At 67.2% G+C, this 17,672-nt stretch carries 16 protein-coding genes; 9 read left to right on the top strand and 7 right to left on the bottom strand.

Annotated features, from left to right (window positions below):
• The first annotated feature begins 3 nt into the window (after positions 1 to 3).
• Both AC1MDG_RS16070 and AC1MDG_RS16065 read left to right on the top strand, forming a co-directional pair.
• Positions 4 to 906: a carbohydrate ABC transporter permease gene (locus AC1MDG_RS16070; protein WP_479805077.1), complete on the top strand. Its 903-nt coding sequence runs from the start codon at positions 4 to 6 to the stop codon at positions 904 to 906.
• Positions 907 to 929: 23 nt separating this feature from the next.
• The gene (locus AC1MDG_RS16065; protein ID WP_479805075.1) at positions 930 to 2,351 is read left to right on the top strand and encodes a glycoside hydrolase family 32 protein; all 1,422 of its coding nucleotides are present in this window, start codon (positions 930 to 932) and stop codon (positions 2,349 to 2,351) included.
• A 24-nt stretch (positions 2,352 to 2,375) separates the two neighbouring features.
• Here AC1MDG_RS16065 and AC1MDG_RS16060 read toward each other — a convergent pair whose 3' ends face one another.
• Entirely contained in the window at positions 2,376 to 3,467 is a 1,092-nt protein-coding gene (locus AC1MDG_RS16060) for a LacI family DNA-binding transcriptional regulator (protein ID WP_479805073.1), read from the bottom strand.
• A 344-nt stretch (positions 3,468 to 3,811) separates the two neighbouring features.
• On the opposite strand from AC1MDG_RS16060, the gene menD reads away from it, so the two are divergent.
• Both menD and AC1MDG_RS16050 read left to right on the top strand, forming a co-directional pair.
• Positions 3,812 to 5,518 (top strand): 2-succinyl-5-enolpyruvyl-6-hydroxy-3-cyclohexene-1-carboxylic-acid synthase, encoded by a 1,707-nt coding sequence (gene menD, locus AC1MDG_RS16055; protein ID WP_479809120.1) that lies wholly within the window; start codon positions 3,812 to 3,814, stop codon positions 5,516 to 5,518.
• Positions 5,519 to 5,658: 140 nt separating this feature from the next.
• Entirely contained in the window at positions 5,659 to 6,660 is a 1,002-nt protein-coding gene (locus AC1MDG_RS16050) for a hypothetical protein (RefSeq protein WP_479805072.1), read from the top strand.
• 38 nt (positions 6,661 to 6,698) lie between these two features.
• Here AC1MDG_RS16050 and AC1MDG_RS16045 read toward each other — a convergent pair whose 3' ends face one another.
• The 4 genes from AC1MDG_RS16045 to AC1MDG_RS16030 form a co-directional block, all read right to left on the bottom strand.
• Positions 6,699 to 7,511, bottom strand: coding sequence for an amino acid ABC transporter ATP-binding protein (locus AC1MDG_RS16045; protein ID WP_479805070.1), 813 nt, complete (start codon positions 7,509 to 7,511; stop codon positions 6,699 to 6,701).
• Between the two features lie 12 nt (positions 7,512 to 7,523).
• Positions 7,524 to 8,315, bottom strand: a complete 792-nt coding sequence (locus tag AC1MDG_RS16040; protein ID WP_043484908.1) for an amino acid ABC transporter permease — start codon at positions 8,313 to 8,315, stop codon at positions 7,524 to 7,526.
• Between the two features lie 96 nt (positions 8,316 to 8,411).
• Positions 8,412 to 9,215, bottom strand: a complete 804-nt coding sequence (locus tag AC1MDG_RS16035) for an ABC transporter substrate-binding protein (RefSeq protein WP_043484910.1) — start codon at positions 9,213 to 9,215, stop codon at positions 8,412 to 8,414.
• A gap of 232 nt (positions 9,216 to 9,447) precedes the next feature.
• Complete coding sequence (locus AC1MDG_RS16030) at positions 9,448 to 10,848, bottom strand: isochorismate synthase (protein WP_479805068.1); 1,401 nt, start codon at positions 10,846 to 10,848, stop codon at positions 9,448 to 9,450.
• 132 nt (positions 10,849 to 10,980) lie between these two features.
• On the opposite strand from AC1MDG_RS16030, the gene AC1MDG_RS16025 reads away from it, so the two are divergent.
• The 4 genes from AC1MDG_RS16025 to AC1MDG_RS16010 all read left to right on the top strand — a co-directional run bounded on the left by AC1MDG_RS16025 (position 10,981) and on the right by AC1MDG_RS16010 (position 15,452).
• Positions 10,981 to 11,766: a demethylmenaquinone methyltransferase gene (locus tag AC1MDG_RS16025; protein ID WP_479809119.1), complete on the top strand. Its 786-nt coding sequence runs from the start codon at positions 10,981 to 10,983 to the stop codon at positions 11,764 to 11,766.
• A 10-nt stretch (positions 11,767 to 11,776) separates the two neighbouring features.
• Entirely contained in the window at positions 11,777 to 13,111 is a 1,335-nt protein-coding gene (locus AC1MDG_RS16020) for a geranylgeranyl reductase family protein (RefSeq protein WP_479805067.1), read from the top strand.
• A gap of 9 nt (positions 13,112 to 13,120) precedes the next feature.
• On the top strand, positions 13,121 to 14,224 hold the full coding sequence (locus tag AC1MDG_RS16015; RefSeq protein ID WP_043484914.1) for a polyprenyl synthetase family protein: 1,104 nt from the start codon (positions 13,121 to 13,123) through the stop codon (positions 14,222 to 14,224).
• Between the two features lie 388 nt (positions 14,225 to 14,612).
• Positions 14,613 to 15,452, top strand: coding sequence for a hypothetical protein (locus AC1MDG_RS16010; RefSeq protein ID WP_479805065.1), 840 nt, complete (start codon positions 14,613 to 14,615; stop codon positions 15,450 to 15,452).
• A 161-nt stretch (positions 15,453 to 15,613) separates the two neighbouring features.
• On the opposite strand, the gene AC1MDG_RS16005 is transcribed toward AC1MDG_RS16010, so the two are convergent.
• Both AC1MDG_RS16005 and AC1MDG_RS16000 read right to left on the bottom strand, forming a co-directional pair.
• The gene (locus AC1MDG_RS16005) at positions 15,614 to 16,039 is read right to left on the bottom strand and encodes a hypothetical protein (RefSeq protein ID WP_479805063.1); all 426 of its coding nucleotides are present in this window, start codon (positions 16,037 to 16,039) and stop codon (positions 15,614 to 15,616) included.
• 14 nt (positions 16,040 to 16,053) lie between these two features.
• The gene (locus tag AC1MDG_RS16000; RefSeq protein ID WP_479805061.1) at positions 16,054 to 16,725 is read right to left on the bottom strand and encodes a trimeric intracellular cation channel family protein; all 672 of its coding nucleotides are present in this window, start codon (positions 16,723 to 16,725) and stop codon (positions 16,054 to 16,056) included.
• 61 nt (positions 16,726 to 16,786) lie between these two features.
• Between AC1MDG_RS16000 and AC1MDG_RS15995 the strand changes: the two genes are divergently transcribed.
• Positions 16,787 to 17,650, top strand: a complete 864-nt coding sequence (locus AC1MDG_RS15995; RefSeq protein WP_479805059.1) for a sirohydrochlorin chelatase — start codon at positions 16,787 to 16,789, stop codon at positions 17,648 to 17,650.
• The last annotated feature ends 22 nt before the right edge of the window (positions 17,651 to 17,672 follow it).

Here is a 17,672-nt window from a genome sequence, read left to right as displayed (position 1 = left end):
GCCATGACAACCACAACAGACCACGGCCTGGCCGGACATTCACCCCGGCTGTCCGAAGGCCTCCCGGAAACATCACCCAACCGGCGCCGGTTCAACGGGGCCTTCGCCCTCCGCCTCGTCCTGCTGCTCCTCGCGGCCGCCCTGACGCTGGGTCCGGTGCTGTGGACCCTGTCCACCTCGCTGCGGTCGCCGTCGGAGTCCTTCAAGCTGCCGCCGTCGTTCTTTCCCTGGAACCCCGACTTCACGTCCTACGGAGAAGTATTCCAGCAGCTGAATATCTTCCTCCTCGTCCTCAACAGTGCCCTGGTGACCGGGCTGATCGCGGTGGGCCAGATGGTTTCCGCGGCGCTGGCGGGCTATGCGTTCGCGCACCTGAAGTTCCGCGGCCGGGGCGCACTTTTCTCGATTGTGCTGGCCACCATGATGGTGCCGGTGCAGGTCACGATCGTTCCCGTCTTTATGCTGATCCGCGGCATGGGCCTCTCGGACACGCTGCTGGCGCTGATCCTGCCAGCCATCCCGACGGCGTTCGGCACCTTCCTGATGCGGCAGTACTTCATGGGACTCCCCGCCGAACTGGCCGAAGCCGCCTCGATCGACGGCGCCAGCCCCTGGCGAACATTCCGTTCCGTGTATGCGCCGCTGGCGATGCCCGGTATGGCGATCGTGGGAATCCTCGCATTCAACTTCCACTGGAACGAATTCTTCCGCCCGCTCATCCTGACCATCTCCGAACAAAACTTCACGCTCCCGCTGGGACTCGTCTCGCTCCAGGGCAACCTGGGAACCGGCAGCATCTCAGTGGTGCTCGCGGGCGTGGTCCTGTCCATGATTCCGGCGCTGGTGGTCTTTATGTTCGGCCAGCGCGCACTCCAGGACGGCCTCACGGCCGGCACCGGAAAATAACCTACCCACCGAAAGGCCCCGCCATGCCCTCCCCGGACCTCGCCGCCGTCCGTTTCGACGACGTCGCCGCCCACCACCCCGACCCCGCCTTCCCGCGTTTCCACCCGCGTCCCGCGCAGGGCTGGATCAACGACCCCAACGGCGTCAGCTTCATCAACGGCCGGTACCACGTGTTTTTCCAGTACAACCCGGACTCCGCCCGGCACCACCGGATCGCCTGGGGCCACGTGAGCTCCGCCGACCTGGTGCGCTGGGAGGAACACCCGGTGGCCCTGCGCCCGCAGAGCGGCGGTCCGGATGAGTACGGCTGCTGGACCGGTGTGGTGACGGACGACGGCGGTGTTCCCACCGCCGCGTACTCCGGCGTCCGCAGCGACGGGGGCCACTCAGAGGTGGTCATCGCCCGCGGTTCGGCGGACCTTGTCTACTGGGAGCAGACTGGCCATGTGGCAGCGACGATGCCCGCCGACGGCCAGGTCACCGCGGTGCGGGATCCGTTCATCTTCCGGTTCAACGGCAAGCGGTACGCCATGCAGGGCGCCGGCCTCGCCAACGGGCACGCCGCGCTGCTCCTGTACACGGTGGAGGACATGTCCGACTGGAAATACCAAGGCATCTGGCTGACCTCGGAGAACCCGGTGGCTTCCGAGTTCACGCCGGCTGAAATCTGGGAGTGCCCGCAGCTGGTGCGCGTGCCGGATTCCTCCGGTGCCGGCGGTGACTCCGGGGATTCCGGGACCTGGCTGATGATGTTCTCGCTCTGGCTCTCCGGCGACGCGCACGAACACGCCAACGGCGTGGGCCACCTGATCGGTTCCCTGACTGAGGACCCGGCTACCGGGCTGCCGGTCTTCACCCCCCGCGGCGGCGGCAAGTCCGACCACGGACGCGACTTCTACGCTCCGCAGGTTGTGGCCTTGGAGGACCGGGCCCTGCTGTGGGGGTGGGCCAACGAAGGCCCCGGCCGGGACGGACGCCGCGGCCGCAGCCAGGACGACATCGACGCCGCCGGCTGGGCAGGGGTCCTGACTTTCCCACGTGAGCTCTCGGTGGTGGACGGCGCCCTGGTGGTTAGCCCCGCCCCCGAAATCGATGCCTACCGCGGAACGCTGGTGGCCAGCCAAGCGTCAGGGAGCGTTCAGCTGCCTGCGTTTGCCGAAGCGCTGGCGACCGCGGGCCCGGGCGTCAGGACCGGCGCTGGTGGCGGGGACACCGCCGTCGAACTCCTGCTCGTGGGGGACGGTACCCGGCAGACAGTGTTCAGCGGAACGGTCGAGCCGGGGGAGGAGCTGCGGGTGTTCGTGGATGCTTCGCTGGTGGAGGTGTACCGGGCGGGTTCGGTGGCCACGACTCTGCGCGCCTACCCGGCCGACGGGGAAGAGTGGCAGCTGCGGCTTCCCGACGGCGCGACGGCCGAGGTTTGGGAACTCGGGCAGCCCTCTTAGCGCGTGGCTGGTCCCGGCCGGGCCTTAGCGCCCGGCCGGGACGGGGCCGGTGGAATCCCTGACCACCAGCCGACAGGGAACCATCGTCTCCGCGCCGGTGACGGCGGGGGCGCCGGCGGCAGCAGTGCCGCCGTCGTCGTGCTTTCCGTTCGGGGCAGCCTCCACCTCGGTGAGCAGCGCCGTCATGGCAGCCGCGCCCATCTCCCGAAGCGGGAGGGCCATGGTGCTGAGCGCCGGCACCATGGTTTTCGCGACGCGGAATTCGTCGTCGTAGCCCATGACCGATACATCCTGCGGAACGTTCAGCCCCAGCCGGTAGCAGGCCAGCACGACGCCGATGGCCAGGCGGTCGTTGGCGCACAGGATCGCGGTTGGACGGGCGGCCGGTTCCACGCCGTCGAGGAGCTTCATGGCGCCGTGGAATCCGGCGTCGATGTCCCAGCCCACCTGGATGACGCGGTCCTCATTAACAGGCATGCCCGCGCCGCTGAAGGCTTCGCGGTAGCCCTCGATCCGGCGGGGCGCCGCGGGGGTCAGGGAGTCGCCGGCAAGGAAGGCGATGTCCCGGTGGCCCAGGGACATCACGTGCTCGGCGGCTTCCCGGCCGCCGCGGACCTCGTCCGGGATAACGGCCGGAAGCCCGGCGTCCGGGCGGTCGTCGAAGCAGTTGGCCAGGATCGACGGGACCCGGGCCATGTTCGGCGGCACGTGCAACGGACGCAGACCCACAGTCACGTACATCAGGCCGTCCACTTGGCGGTCCAGCAGGGTTTCCACGGCGCTTTCATCCCGGGACTCATCCAGCTCCGTATCCATCACCACGGTGACGAAGCCGTGCGACCGTGCCACGGCATCCGCGCCGGCGATGATGTTGCCGTCGAACGGGCTGGTGACCACCTGGTCCGACACAATCCCGATGACCCGCGACTGCTGGTTGCGCAGGCTCAGGGCGATCCTGTTGGGGGAGTAATTGAGCGCCGCGGCTGCTTCCCGGATGCGCTGCTGGCTTTCGAGCGCCACATTGCCGTCGCCCCGCCCGTTGAGCACCAGCGACACAGCGCTGCGCGAGACGCCCGCCAGCTTGGCGACGTCCAGTGCGGTGGCCTTGCGGTTCATGGGCTGATCCTCCGGTGGGTAATCACTGCTTTGCTGCAGTTTACCTAACTCGTGTGAGCCCCGCTCATCTGCGTTGGGGTTGGTGGGAGACTGGATTGGTGACTTCTGAGAACCCGCTGGACCCGATTAACGCCTACGCCGCCGCCGACGATGCCCCGCTTTCCGAAGGCGACCCCACCGGCGCCCCCGCGGCCGCATCGGCAGCGCGCCCGAACTCGGACGCCCACCCCCCCGCCGACGCTGGCACCGGCACCGGCACCGGCACCGGCACTGGCACCGACGCCGGCACACTGGACGTCGCCACCGGCACCCGAACCGACTCGTTAGCCGACTCGGCACCCGGCATTCGCGGGGCCAAGGGAACCCTGACGGCGATCGATGCCGCCCGGATCGCCGTCAAAACGCTGCTCAACGGCGGAGTCCGGTACGTCGTGGTTTCGCCCGGTTCCCGTTCCGCGCCCATGGCCTATGCGCTCGCCGAGGCCGACGCCGCCGGCCGGGTGGAACTGCTGGTCCGGATCGACGAGCGGTCGGCCGGGTTCACGGCCCTTGGCCTGGCCCTGTCCACAGGAGCGCCGGCTGCCGTGCTCACCACATCCGGCACCGCCGTCGGGAACCTGATGCCGGCCGTTATGGAGGCGAACCACGCCGCTGTTCCGCTGGTCATCCTGTCCGCCGACCGGCCCGACGAGCTGCGCGGGACCGGCGCCAACCAGACCACGGACCAACTGGACCTTTTCGGCGAGCACGTCCGTTTCGCCGTCGACGTCCCCGCCGGCACAGACCCGCAGCGTGCCGTGGAGACGGCGCTCAGCGCGGCCACGGGGGCCTTCGAGGACACCCCGCCCGGGCCTGTCCAGCTGAACCTGGCCTTCCGTGATCCGCTGGTCCCCGCTGCCGGTGACCACCTGCCGGAGGCTGCCGGTCCCGGAATCTGGCAGATCGGCCGCGGGCCGGAGCCGCTCACCCTCTCGCCGGCAGCGGCCACGCTTGAGGAGCGGCGCACCGTGGTGCTGGCAGGGCACGACGCCGGGCCGGTCGCCGAAGCGTTCGCCCGCGCCCACGGCCTGCCGCTGCTGGCCGAGCCGTCCTCCAACTCGCGCTTCGGTCCCAATGCCGTGGGGCCTTACCGGTTGCTGCTGGAGCATTTCGGCCCCGATTCCGCCCAGCCCATCGAACGCGTGGTGCTGTTCGGCAGGCCAACTCTCTCCCGTCCGGTCTCAGCGCTGCTGGCCCGCGCCGACGTCCCCTCGGCCCTCTACCAGCCGGTTCCCGTGGCCTGGTACGAGCCGGGCCGCCGGACCGAGCTCCCGCTGGACAATCTCAGCGACCTCGCCGATTTCTCGGGCCGCGGCTCGTCGGCATGGCTGGATGCCTGGCTGCTGGCCGGTGCGGCGGCCCAGCGTGCGCTCGACCAGGTGCTGTCCGAGCAACCTGCCGCGACGGGACCCACCGTGGGAGCACTGGTGTGGAAGCACGCGCGGGGACAGCTCGTGCTGGGGTCCTCCAACGGCATCCGCGACGTGGACCTCGCCGGCCAGCCCGCGCCTGAGCCGCACGCCACCATCTTCGCCAACCGCGGCCTCGCCGGGATCGACGGCACCATCTCCACCGCCACGGGCATCGCGTGGGGCGGCCGGCAGGAAACCACGCTGCTCGTCGGCGACGTCACCTTCCTGCACGACGCCGGCGGGCTCCTCCTGGGCTTCGCCGAGAACGACCCCCTGCTGCGCATCGTGGTCCTGAACGACTCCGGCGGCGCCATCTTCAACCTGCTGGAACACGGCGCCGTGCAGGAGTCCGGAACGTACGGGAACGCCGTCGAACGCCTCTTCGGAACCCCCCACACAGTTGACATCGCGGCGCTCGCCGCAGCGTACGGCGTCGAACATTGCTCAGTACGTACGACGGCGGAACTCGCCGAGGCGCTCGCCGCACCGCCGCAGGGCCGCAGCATCATTGAGGTCCGCACCGACCGGAGTGGCCTCCGGGAGCTGCACGGCCGGATCAAGGCTGCAGTAGCGGAGGCGGTGCGCGGCGTGCTGGCGTAACCCCAGGACGCCGTTTCGGTCCGAGGACACGGACTAACCCGCATCCTCGGGCCGAAACTGCGTCCCGCGGCGGGGTGGGGTTGTCCACATAGCTGGCCCGGCATCTGTCGGCACGCTTCGCGCCCTGCGATGGTTCCGGTATGCGCGCGCTTCCCCGCCTGATCCTGACCCGCCATCTTGCCGAGACCGGCGCGAGCACCCGCTCACTGCCCGCAGCAGTGAAATCCGGCGCGCTGGTGCGTATTAGGCAGGGTGTCTATGCGGAGGCGTCAGCCTGGGCCGGGCTCGCCGCCTGGCAACAGTACAGGCTCCGGATCGAGGCGGTTGCGGACACCTCCATAGTCCCGCCGGTCTTCTCGCATCATTCCGGGGCATCGGTGTGGGGGATTCCCACCATCCAGCGGGGCCAGCCGGTGCACGCTCTCACTACGTTCAGGGGAGGCGGCAGATCCCGCAACGGCGTGCGGAGGCATTTGGTTGAGTCTGGAAACCTCGACGCCGACACGGTGGACGGTCTGCTCGTCACCTCACGCGTGGTAACGGTGCTGGACCTCGCGGCAACCGTGCCGTTCGCCGAGGCACTAGTTCCGCTGGACCACGTGTTAAAGCCCGATCCGGCTCGCGGACTCCCGGCGCTCACCAAGGCAGGTCTCCTCGCTGCTTTGCCAGGGTTGTACCCGGCGGCCGTAGAACGGAGGGTGCGGGCGGTCGTAGAGTTTGCCGACCCGCAGTCCGGGTCGGCCGGGGAGTCCTACAGCCGGGGGTTGATCCACGTGGCGGGGTTCGAGTCACCAACCCTGCAGTACGAGGTCCGGAGCTCCACCGGTTTCGTGGCCTTCACCGACTTTTATTGGAAGGGCAGCCGGACCGTCGGGGAATTCGACGGCGTTGAGAAGTATCTCAAGCCGGAATACCTCAAAGGCAGGACGCCCGGGCAGGTCGTGGTGGACGAAAAACTCCGGGAGGACCGGATCCGGGCCACCGGACGCAATGTGGTCCGGTGGGTCTGGGCGGATCTCTGGAAGCCGGGCGAGGTGGAAGGCAAGCTGGCGGCGGCCGGGGTGGCACGCCGTCGTCGTTCCTCCGCAGGAAACGCAAACAGCGCCAGGACGCAGAATCGGTCCGGGGACACCCGAATATGAGTGTCCCCGGACCGATTCAGTGTCCTCAGCCCCGGCAGCTACTTCGAGATGTCGATGTGCGTCGGATCCAGGACGCGCTTCAGGAACTCCTTGGTGCGGGACTGGGTGGGTGCGCTGATGACCTGCTCGGCCACGCCTTCCTCCACCACAACGCCGCCATCCATGAAGACCACGCGGTCGGCCACTTCGCGGGCGAAGCCCATCTCGTGGGTCACCACCAGCATGGTCATGCCCTCCTTGGCCAGGTTCCGCATGACGGACAGGACGTCGCCCACCGTCTCCGGGTCCAGGGCCGACGTGGGCTCGTCGAACAGCATGAGCTCGGGGTCCATGCTCAGCGCGCGGGCAATCGCAACGCGCTGCTGCTGGCCGCCGGAAAGCTGGTCCGGGAAGCGGTCCGCCAGATGGCCCAGGCCCACCCGGTCCAGGTTGGCCTGCGCCACCTTGTCCGCCTCGGCCTGGCCGCGCTTGAGCACCTTGGCCTGGGCGATGGTGCAGTTCTGCCGGGCGTTCAGGTGCGGGAACAGGTTGAACTGCTGGAACACCATGCCCACTTTGCGGCGCATCTTGTCGATGTCCACGTCGGGGTCTGTTGCCTCGAAACCGCCCACGTGGATGGTGCCCTCGTTGGGCTGCTCGAGCAGGTTCACGCAGCGCAGCAGGGTGGACTTGCCGGAGCCGGACGGACCGATCAGGCAGACAACCTCGCCGGGGGCTACGTCCAGGCTGATGCCTTTGAGGACCTCATTGGAGCCGTAGGACTTGCGGAGGTCCTTCAGGGAAACTCCGGCGGCATGCACGGCGGAACCGCGGGTTCCGGCGGTGCCGGAGGAATGTACGACGTCGTTCATGACTGTTCCTGCCTATCGCTTCGTCCGCGCGGAGCGGCTTTCGAACTTCCGGGCCAAAAGGCTCAGCGGGATGGTGATCACCAGGTAGAACGCACCGGCCACGAGGAGCGGGGTGAGCCCTGCGCCCAGGCTGGAGATGCCGTCGCGGCCGAACTTGGTGAGCTCGTACTGCGAGGCGGTCAGGCCCAGCACGTAGATCAGCGAGGAGTCCTTGGTCAGGAGGATGACTTCGTTGGTCAGCGGCGGCAGCACGATCCGGAACGCCTGCGGGATCACGATGGACACCATGGCCCGCCACTGGGGCATGCCCAGCGAGCGGGCGGCCTCCAGCTGTCCCTTGGGCACAGCCTGCAGGCCGGCGCGGAGCGTTTCCGCGATGTAGGCCGCGGCCACCATGCCCAGCGAAATCATCACCACGATGGTCACGTTCCACTGCACACCGAACGCGAGCGGAACACCGTAACCGAAGGCGATGAACACCAGCAGGGCCGGGATGCCGCGGAAGAACTCGATGTAGCCGGTGGCGATCCAGCGGTAGAGCGGGAAGCTGGAAAGCTTCATGAGTGCCAGCAGCAGTCCGCCGGACAGGCCCACGATGAAGCCCAGGGCCGTGTAGATGAGGGTGTTCTTGAGGCCGGAGAAGAAGATGTCCGGGAACATCGGGCCGATCTTGGCGAAGTTGAAGACGCTGGTGCCGATGGTCTTCCAGTCGGTGGCCAGAACCAGCGCGGCCACAGCCACAACGAAGATTCCGGCCTGGACGTACAGGCTGACTTTGGCTCGTTGACGTGCGGTCATTGCCATGGTGTTCTCACATTCGTTTGCGCAGTTGAGGCCCCGTACAGGCTGATGGACAGATACTGAACGGGGCCCCGGCTGCGTAGGTCTCTGGAGCGTGGGCTACTTGGCGGCTTCGCCGAACCAGGTGGTCTCGTACTTCTTCAGGGAGCCGTCGTCGGTCAGGCGCTTGAGCGTGGAGTTGACCTGGTCAGCCATGGCGGTGTTGCCCTTCTTGATGGCGATGCCCAGCTTCTCGCCGGTGGCGTAGTTTTCCACGCGCTTGTACTTGGCGTCGTCCTTGATGGCATAGGCCAGGACGGACTGGTTGCCGAGGGCGGCGTCGACGGTGCCAGCCTGGAGAGCCTGGACCAGGAGTCCGGAATCCTCGAACTGCTGGGCGTCGATGCCCTTCTCCTGCGCGTACTTGGCGCCGGTGGTGGCCTGCTGCACGCCCACCTTCTTGCCCTTGGCGCTGTCGATGTCCTTGATGCCGGACGCTTCGCTGGCCACGAGGGTGAGGTCATCGTCCATGTACGGGTTGGAGAAGTCCATGACAGCCTTGCGGGTGTCCGTGATGGAGACCGAGGAGATGGAGACGTCGCAGCCGGTGAGCGCGGTGCCGGTCTCGATGGCCTCGAAGGAGCTGTCCACAACGCTGAGTTCGGCCTTCAGGTCCTTGGCGACCTCGGCGGCGATGTCCATGTCGAAGCCGACAATCTTGCCGTCCTTCTGGAACTCGAACGGCTCGTAGGGGACGTCGGAGCAAACGGTCAGCTTGCCGGCGTTGATGAGCTGGACGCCGCCTGCGGAGGACGCGGCGGGGGTGGAGCTGCCGCCGCAGGCCGTGAGGGAGAGGGCGCCGACGGCGAGGATTGCGGCTGCCTTGGCGGCCAACTTGGCCGTGGCGGAGGACATGGGCTGCATAGTTTCTTACCTTTTGTTGCAGGGGTATGCGTGACTAAAACGGCTTATAGTGTATCGCCGAACCTGAGATGTGCATCACAGAAAACTTAGTTTCACTATTGGATAACTAATATCGAGGCTAGCGCAAGACCCCGCGCCGCGGCATTGTCTGAAATCCCGGACTCCCGGCCCGCCGGGCCCGCCGGGCGACCACAGGCCTGCGAGCCAGCCAGTTGGGTTGAGAGCGGCGAAGTCAGCTTTTGATGCCCAGCGATTCGAGCATCGGCCGGAACTTTGCCCAGGTCTCCGCGAGCTCAGCTTCAGGGTGGGAGCCCTCCACGATGCCGCAGCCGGCGTAGAGCCGCACCGTGTCCGGCGCCTCGACGACCGCGCCGCGCAGCGCGATGCCCCATTCGCCGTTCCCCGCCGCATCCAGCCAGCCCACCGGTCCGGCGTACGGTCCACGGTCCATGTGTTCCAGCTTGCGGATCAGCGCGCCTGCCACGGTGGTGGGCGTTCCGCAGACCGCGGCCGTGGGGTGGAGCGCGTTGATCAGCGCGAGGCAGGTGGGCACATGGCCCTCCACCTCGGTCAGTTCGGCCTTCACGTCCGAGGCCAGGTGCCACACGTTCGGCAGCTCCAGGATGAACGGTTCGCTGTGCGCGTTCATGGCTTCGGAGAACGGCGCCAGCTGCGTGGTGAGCGACTGGATCGCGATCTCGTGCTCATGCCGCTGCTTCTCGGATCCCGCCAGCACACGCTCGGCAAATTCCAGCGGCGAGCCGTCCATTCCCTCGGCATCCCGCCGGTCCAGCGTTCCGGCCAGGACCCGCGCCTGAGCCGTGCGTCCCTCCACCTGGATCAGCATTTCCGGGGTTGAGCCCACCAGGCCGTCCACGCCATAGGTCCAGCATTCGCGGTACCGGACGGCCAGCTGGCGCAGGATTTCCGCCGCGTTCACGCCCTCAGGAATCGTGGCCACGATGTCCCTTGCCAGCACCAGCTTCTGCAGCTTGCCGGTCCGGATTTCCTCGACGCCGGCAGCCACCGCCGCCATCCAGTCATGCTCGCTGAGGGATCCGGTTTCGAGTTTAGGTACGACGGCGGCACCCGGGTCAGTGGGCCCCTCGCCGCCGGGACGGTCGCCACTGGGCAGCCCGACGGCGGTGTCCGCCGAACCGGTCGCCGGCAGTTCCGTCGCAAGCAAGTCCCCGTCCAGCGGGTCGGCCTCAAGCCAGCGGTCCAGGGCGGCGAGGGCGCCCGCCTCGGTGAGTTCGCCGTCGTCGAACGTTAACTGGGTGAGCCAGGCGCGGCCGTCCCTGACCCCCACAACGATTTCGGGAACAATCAGCCGTGAACGGTGCGTGGACACCTTGGAGAAGGCGAAGGAGCCGAAGGCCACCGGCCCGGTGCCGGGGCATTCGACGGAGTCGGTGACGTCCGCCTCGAGGACCAGGTGCCGCCACCAGATGTCGGCCTCGAGGAAACGCTCGGGCCCGGTGGCGGTGAAGCGGGCGATCTCGCCGAAGCCCACCAGGCCGGCTTCGCGGCGGGTCCAGCAGAGGACGTCGTCCCGGACCAGAAATGACGGCAGCCCCCCGGAGAATGATCTTCCATCCAGAGGGACTGTCAAGGTGCGGAACGTTCTCGTCATGATGAGATAACAGTACTCCCGAGTGCGGCCGGCGCCTCGTTTGACGGGTGCCGGTGCCTTGCTGGGCCGGTAGCCGCCGCGCTGCATCGGCCGTGGTTCGTGGGTCAGCCCAACATTTGAGACAATGTCATGGTGAACCGAGCATCCTTGGATAAGCGTCCGGACGAAGTAGCCACGATGTTTGACGACGTCGCCCCCAAATACGACGTCGTGAACGATGTCCTGTCCATGGGACAGACGCGCCGCTGGCGCCGGGTGGTCATCGAAGCGATGGATGTGAAGGTGGGGCAGCGGGTGCTGGACCTCGCCGCCGGAACAGGCACCTCCAGCGAGCCCTACGCGGACGCGGGGATCGACGTCATCGCCTGCGATTTCTCCCTGGGGATGCTCAAAGTGGGCAAGCGCCGCCGCCCGGATATCGACTTCATCGCCGGCGACGCCACCCGCCTGCCGTTCGCGGACAACAGCTTCGACGCCACCACCATCTCCTTCGGCCTGCGCAACGTCAATGAGCCGAAGAAGGCCCTGGCTGAAATGCTGCGCGTCACCAAGCCCGGTGGAAAACTCGTCATCGCCGAGTTCTCCCAGCCCGTGATCCCGCTCTGGCGCACTATGTACACCGAATACCTCATGCGCGCCCTGCCCGCCATTGCCGTGAAGGTCTCGTCCAACCCGGACGCCTACGTCTACCTCGCCGAGTCCATCCGCGCCTGGCCGGACCAGGACCACCTGGCCGGCTGGCTGCAGGAATCCGGCTGGGAAAAGGTCACCTACCGCAACCTCAGCGGCGGCATCGTGGCCGTCCACCGCGCACACAAGCCGTCTGGTTCAACGCCCGACGGCAGCGCCGCCGCCATCGCCAACCACACCGGCCCCGTGGCGAAGCTCCGCCGCAACATCACCCGGCCCGCGGGCTAGCCACGCTGCCGTGAACGTACTGATCGTTGGCGCCGGCCCCGCAGGGTCCACTGCCGCCTACTACCTCGCCAAGGCCGGCATCCCCGTCACGGTGCTGGAAAAAACCAGGTTCCCGCGCGAAAAGGTCTGCGGCGACGGCCTCACACCGCGCGCCGTCCGCGAGATCCAGAAGCTCGGCCTCCCGCACACCGAAGAAGGCGGCTGGCGGCGCAACAAGGGCCTCCGGCTGATCGCCGGCGGCCGCACCATCGAGCTGCCCTGGCCGGAAGTCTCCGATTTCCCCACCTACGGCCTGATCCGCACGCGCCTGGGCTTCGACGAAGAGCTGGCCCGTCACGCCGAGGCCGCCGGCGCCACCATCCTCGAAGGGCACAGCGTCACCGAGGCCCTGCGTGCGGCCGACGGCCGCGTCATCGGTGCCCGCGCGGCCCTGCTTGACGAGTCCGGACGCAAGACGGGGGAGACGCGCGACTTCCATGCCGACGTCGTCCTTGCCGCGGACGGCAACTCCTCCCGAACCGCCGTGTCCGTCGGCATCGAGAAGCGCGACGACCGCCCGCTCGGTGTCGCCGTCCGCACCTACTTCACCAGTCCCCGCCACGACGACGACTGGATGGAAGGCTGGCTGGAACTCCCCGGCCGCGACGGCGGACTGCTCCCCGGCTACGGCTGGGTGTTCGGCGTGGGCGACGGCACCTCCAACGTGGGCCTGGGCATCCTGAACTCCTCCAAGGAATTCGGCAAGCTCGACTACAAGCAGATCCTGCGCGAGTGGACCGCCGGCATGCCCGCCGAATGGGGCTTCACGCCCGAAAACCAGGTGGGCGAAATCCGCGGCGCCGCGCTGCCCATGGGCTTCAACCGCACCCCGCACTATTACCCGGGCCTGCTGCTCCTGGGCGACGCCGGCGGCATGGTGTCCCCGTTCAACGGCGAAGGCATTTCCTATGCCATGGAATCCGCCCGCTTTGCGGCCGAATTTGTCATCGACGCCAACACCTGGCAGAGCAGCTACGCCAAGTGGACACACGACGACGCCGACCTCCACTTCAAGGGGTACGCCGACCATGTGCGCGGCCAGTGGGGGAGCCACTTCACCCTGGGCCGCGCGTTCGCCTCGGTGATCGGCAAGCCGTCGGTGATGAAGCTCGCGCTCCGCACCGGCATGCCGCTGCCCGCACTCATGAAGTTCGTAGTCCGGCTGATGGCCAACGTCACGGATGAATCAGCCAAGGGATTCGAGGACAGGGTGATCAGGCTCCTGGAGGCCCTGGTGCCTGCCACGTCCAACACCTCCCTGTCCCCGTCCAGCTACACATCCGCGGTTTCCGCAACAAAAAGTTAGGGTTAACCCGTGACGAACTCTGCCAAGCACAGCTGGACCCACGCCGGACACGGCCTGCCGGACGCCAGGGAACCTGACCTGAACACCACCGCCATCGCCACAGGCCTCCAGCTGCCGGCCGGTTTCGCCGCCATCGCGGACGACCCCGAGCTGGGCCCCGCCATCACCACCAACCTTGCCCGCGTGGAAAAGAAGCTCCGCGAGGCCATTGCCAACTCTGATCCGCTGGCCGATGCAACGTCGCGTCACCTGGTGGAAGCCGGCGGTAAGCGGATCCGCCCGCTGCTGGCTCTGCTCTGCGCCCACCTCGGTGACGCCTCGCGTCCGGCCGTGGTGCAGGCCGCCGTGGTGGTCGAGCTGACCCACCTGGCCACGCTGTACCACGACGACGTGATGGACTCCGCCCCGTTCCGCCGCGGCGCACCCACGGCCCACGAGGTCTGGGGCAACTCCGTTGCCGTCCTCACCGGCGACCTGATCTTCGCCCGCGCGTCCATCCTGGTGTCCGAGCTGGGCTCCCGCGCACTGGGAATCCAGGCCCGCACCTTCGAGCGGTTGTGCCTGGGCCAGCTGCACGAGACCGTGGGACCGCGCCCCGATGAGGACCCCGTGGAGCACTACCTGTCCGTCATCGCGGACAAGACCGGTTCACTGGTGGCCGCTTCCGGCCAGCTCGGTGCCATCTTCTCCGGTGCCGACGAAGCGTACGAACCGCTCCTGGTGGAGTACGGCGAGAAGATCGGCGTGGCTTTCCAACTGGCCGACGACGTCATCGACGTCACCGGCATCAAGGTCAAGTCCGGCAAGTCCCCGGGCACTGACCTGCGCGAGGGCGTGCCCACCCTGCCGGTGCTGCTCCTGCGCAACGCCGCCGCCGAAGGTGACCAGTCCGCCGTCGAACTCCTGAAGCTGATTGACGGCGACCTCTCCTCGGACGAGGCCCTCGCCGCTGCCGTGGCCGGTCTGCGCGACCACCGGGTCACCGCGGAGTCGTGGGTTGTGGCGCGTGCCTGGGCCGATGAAGCCATCGCGGCGCTGGCCCCGCTGCCCGAAGGCGTGGTCAAGTCCTCGCTCACCAGTTTTGCGCTGGCCGTGGTGGACCGCGCGAGCTAATTTGCCCTGCCGCGTGCCTCCGGCTTAAACGGAACGGCCCCGGTTCTTTGCAGCAATACGAGTCATACGCTGCATCGAACCGGGGCCGTTTCTCCGTTCGCATCAGATCCACCGGAGGCATTTAGTGGATCCGTGAAACAGTCTATGACAGCTTTGTCATAAACGCGAGTCGGGGTGTTAATCGGCGTGTCACAGTTCTTCGGCGCTTCGGCTCTGGCTCGCCTCGCCGTCGTGACCATCTTTTGTCGGCCGACCTCGACAACACGCCGCAGCCTCGGCGCGTCGTCTCCCCCTCGGCACGAAAAGAGGTCACGACGGCAGCTGAGGCTTGTCCACATAGGCTTACCGCGCCATGTTCCGGCCCGGGAGCCCAATCCACCATGGCTCCATGGATCTGCTCACATACCTACGTCATCGAGGCGGCGCCGCCAGGCGAAGCCAACTGCTCGCCGCCGGATTCAAGCGACCCGAGCTTGAGGCTGCCGTGGCAGCCGGCCGGCTGATGCGTCCGTTGCGGGGCATCTACACAACAACAACCGCGGACGACGGCGTTGTGGCCGCTTTTCGTTCAAACGGGCGGCTCACGTGCATCTCAGCCGCCCCCTTCTACAACCTCTGGGCTTTACACCCAGCCCGTGCTCTGCACTTAAGTTGCGGGAACGGAGTCCCGAAGCCTGGAGTGGTGGACCATTCACCCTGCACCCACCCCCGGCATCCGTACCTACCTGTGGCCGGACTGGCTGACGTGCTCATTCATGCCCTGAGATGCCTGCCGGAACCGGAGTCGCTGGTTATGGTGCAGTCCGCCACGCAGCGCGGAGACATCACCGCGGAATTCCTCAGGAAGAAGCTGCCGGGCAAACGAAACGGCAGGGCACGCGCCGTGCTGGATCTCCTGATTCCCAGGGCGGATTCACTGCTGGAAATATTGGCCCATACGCATTTTGTCCGTGCGGGCCTCAATGTTCGCATGCATGTTGAACTGCCAGGAGTGGGTGAAGTCGACTGCCTCGTGGACGATTGGCTGGTGGTGGAACTCGACGGAGCGTCCCATTTTGAGTCCCGGCAGATTAAAAAGGACCATCGCAGGAGCAGGGCCAGCATGCTCGGCGGCCGATTGACGCTCCATTACTACTACGAAGATGTGGTGCGTCATCCCCAAGCCATGGTGGATGAGATCCGTGCCATTCTGCGTCTTCGTGCAGAGGGCAGGTTTGCCCATTGGTGAGCACAGCGCCAGTTGCGGCTGGCCACCCCGCGTCCGTCCCGCCGTCGTGACCCGTTTTACCGCTGTTGGCGGTCAGACACGCCGGACTTAGAGGGTGTTGCCGGGATTGGGGCCTGAAACAGGGTCACGACGGCGGCGGCCCAAGTAGAAGCCCGGCGAACCTAGTCCTCTTCGTCGTTGAACGCCCACTCGAACATGTCGAACGCGAACTCGGAGAACGTGCCTTCTTCGCTCTTCCACTGCCCGCGGGCATTGTTGCGGCGGTACACAATGGGGTCCGGGACGCCAAGATCGCCCACGCGGAAACCCCAGGTGAACTGTTCTTCCTCGTCCTCCAGGAACATCAGGAAGCCTTCGTCATCGACTTCGAGTTCCTCGGGGTCCCAGAAGTAGTGGTAGGCCTCCATGAGGTCCTCGCAGCCGCCCAACGCCAGGTAGAACTCGCGCAGGACCAACGGAATCTGGAACTGGTGCTCGGAAAGGGCCTCGTCGAGTTCTTCGGGGGACAGCCCGTCCTCTTCCTGCCATTCGTCTTCGAGATACTTCGGAACAAGCGCGCGGAACTTCTCGAGGAACATGTCAGTCATGGTTCTTATCCTAGCTAATCGCGGCCACCGTTTTCCGCCGTCCCAAGACCCAGCCGGTGCCACCCCCGGACGGCCAGCGGAACGTACCAGGAACGGCGCCAGGCCGTCACCCGGAAGGCAAATACGACGGCGGCAACGGCTCCCGCGGTGATCGCGTTGAAGGAACCCGAAACCCACAGGACGGTGGTCAGCGCCGCCCCGGTAAACGCCGGGAGGGCGTAGAGGTCCTTCGGGTCGAAGAGCTGGGGCACCTCATTGGCTGTGATGTCGCGCAGGAGGCCGCCGCCCACCGCCGTCGTGACCCCCAGGAGCACCGCCGCCACCGGGTTCATCCCGGCAGCCAGGGCCTTGAGCGTACCGGTGATGCAGAACAATGCCAGCCCGCCGGCGTCGAACAGGATAAGCAGCGACGTGTAGCGCTGGACGCTGGAAAACAGGAAGTACACCAGCACGGTGGCCAGCAGCGGGGGAGCCAGGTAGGCCGGGTTGGTGAACGCCGCGGGAGGGCCGCTGTTGAGGATGATGTCGCGGATGACGCCGCCGCCCAGGGACACCAGGGACGCGAGCAGCAGGGAGCCGAGGATGTCGAACTGCTTCCGCGCCGCCAGCAAGGATCCGGAGACCGCAAAGAAGAAGATGCCGGCCAGATCCAGCCATACCTGAACGGCGTCGAATGAGATGGTCAATGGTCGTCCCGGTCAAGGTGGAAGGGGCGGATGGGGCTGCTCCAACGTTACGCTAGCCCCTATGAATAGCCCCATCATGATCGCCTGTGCCCACGGAACGTCCAGCCCGCTGGGCGGCGCCGAGGTCAACGGCCTCCGTGCCGACATCGCTGAGCTGCGCCCCGGCCTGGACGTCCGGGAAGCCTACGTGGATGTCCAGGACCCGGACCTGGTGGATGTTATGGCCGGGCTGCCGGAAGGCGAGCCGGCCGTCATCGTCCCGCTGCTGCTCAGCGTGGGTTTCCACACCAAGGTGGACATCGCGAAGGCGGCGCGGGGACGGGACGGCAGCAGCGCTTCGGAACCGCTGGGGCCGGACCCCAGGCTGGCGGAGATCCTCGACCAGCGGTTGCGCGAGGCGGGTGCCACCGAGAACGACGCCGTGGTGCTGGCGGCCGCGGGGTCCACCAATCCCAAGGCCTCGGTCAGCGTCGAAGTGCTCGCCGAACACCTCAGGGCGCTGCGCGGCAACAGGATCGTGCCCGCCTACGGCGCGGCCGCCAAACCGTCGGTGCCCGACGCCGTCGCCTCCCTCCGTGCCGAATACCCCGGCGGCGAGGGGAAGGGACGGGTGATTATTGCGTCGTATCTGCTGGCGCACGGATTCTTCCACGACCAGCTAGCCAAGGCCGAAGCCGACGTAGTGACGGAGCCGCTGCTGCCCTCCCGGCTGATGGCCGAGATTGCGCTTGACCGCTACGACGCCGCCGTCGCCCAGACCCGCGCGGCCGCACCCGCAGGGACCGCGGCCGCACCCGCCGGGACCGCTTCCGGGACCCCCTCAAAAGCCCCTGCCGGACGCTCCGAACCGACCCCGAACCATGCACAGCACAGGGGCTTCTTCAAGGCTGTCCGGCGATTCATGACGAAATATTTCCCTAGGTGACCTCGCGTTTCTGACCCTTTGT

Source organism: Arthrobacter sp. AIWTK1 (assembly GCF_056680535.1).
This window is presented reverse-complemented; position numbering and strand designations above follow the sequence as displayed.

What these genes read in the sequence shown, in the direction of transcription:
- AC1MDG_RS16050 (WP_479805072.1), top strand. Translation starts at nt 5,659, where the DNA reads ATGCGCGCGCTTCCCCGCCTGATCCTGACCCGCCATCTTGCCGAGACC.
- AC1MDG_RS16040 (WP_043484908.1), bottom strand. Translation starts at nt 8,315, where the DNA reads ATGGCAATGACCGCACGTCAACGAGCCAAAGTCAGCCTGTACGTCCAG.
- AC1MDG_RS16030 (WP_479805068.1), bottom strand. Translation starts at nt 10,848, where the DNA reads ATGACGAGAACGTTCCGCACCTTGACAGTCCCTCTGGATGGAAGATCA.
- AC1MDG_RS16070 (WP_479805077.1), top strand. Translation starts at nt 4, where the DNA reads ATGACAACCACAACAGACCACGGCCTGGCCGGACATTCACCCCGGCTG.
- AC1MDG_RS16060 (WP_479805073.1), bottom strand. Translation starts at nt 3,467, where the DNA reads ATGAACCGCAAGGCCACCGCACTGGACGTCGCCAAGCTGGCGGGCGTC.
- AC1MDG_RS16010 (WP_479805065.1), top strand. Translation starts at nt 14,613, where the DNA reads ATGGATCTGCTCACATACCTACGTCATCGAGGCGGCGCCGCCAGGCGA.
- AC1MDG_RS16035 (WP_043484910.1), bottom strand. Translation starts at nt 9,215, where the DNA reads ATGCAGCCCATGTCCTCCGCCACGGCCAAGTTGGCCGCCAAGGCAGCC.
- AC1MDG_RS15995 (WP_479805059.1), top strand. Translation starts at nt 16,787, where the DNA reads ATGAATAGCCCCATCATGATCGCCTGTGCCCACGGAACGTCCAGCCCG.
- AC1MDG_RS16065 (WP_479805075.1), top strand. Translation starts at nt 930, where the DNA reads ATGCCCTCCCCGGACCTCGCCGCCGTCCGTTTCGACGACGTCGCCGCC.
- AC1MDG_RS16005 (WP_479805063.1), bottom strand. Translation starts at nt 16,039, where the DNA reads ATGACTGACATGTTCCTCGAGAAGTTCCGCGCGCTTGTTCCGAAGTAT.
- AC1MDG_RS16045 (WP_479805070.1), bottom strand. Translation starts at nt 7,511, where the DNA reads ATGAACGACGTCGTACATTCCTCCGGCACCGCCGGAACCCGCGGTTCC.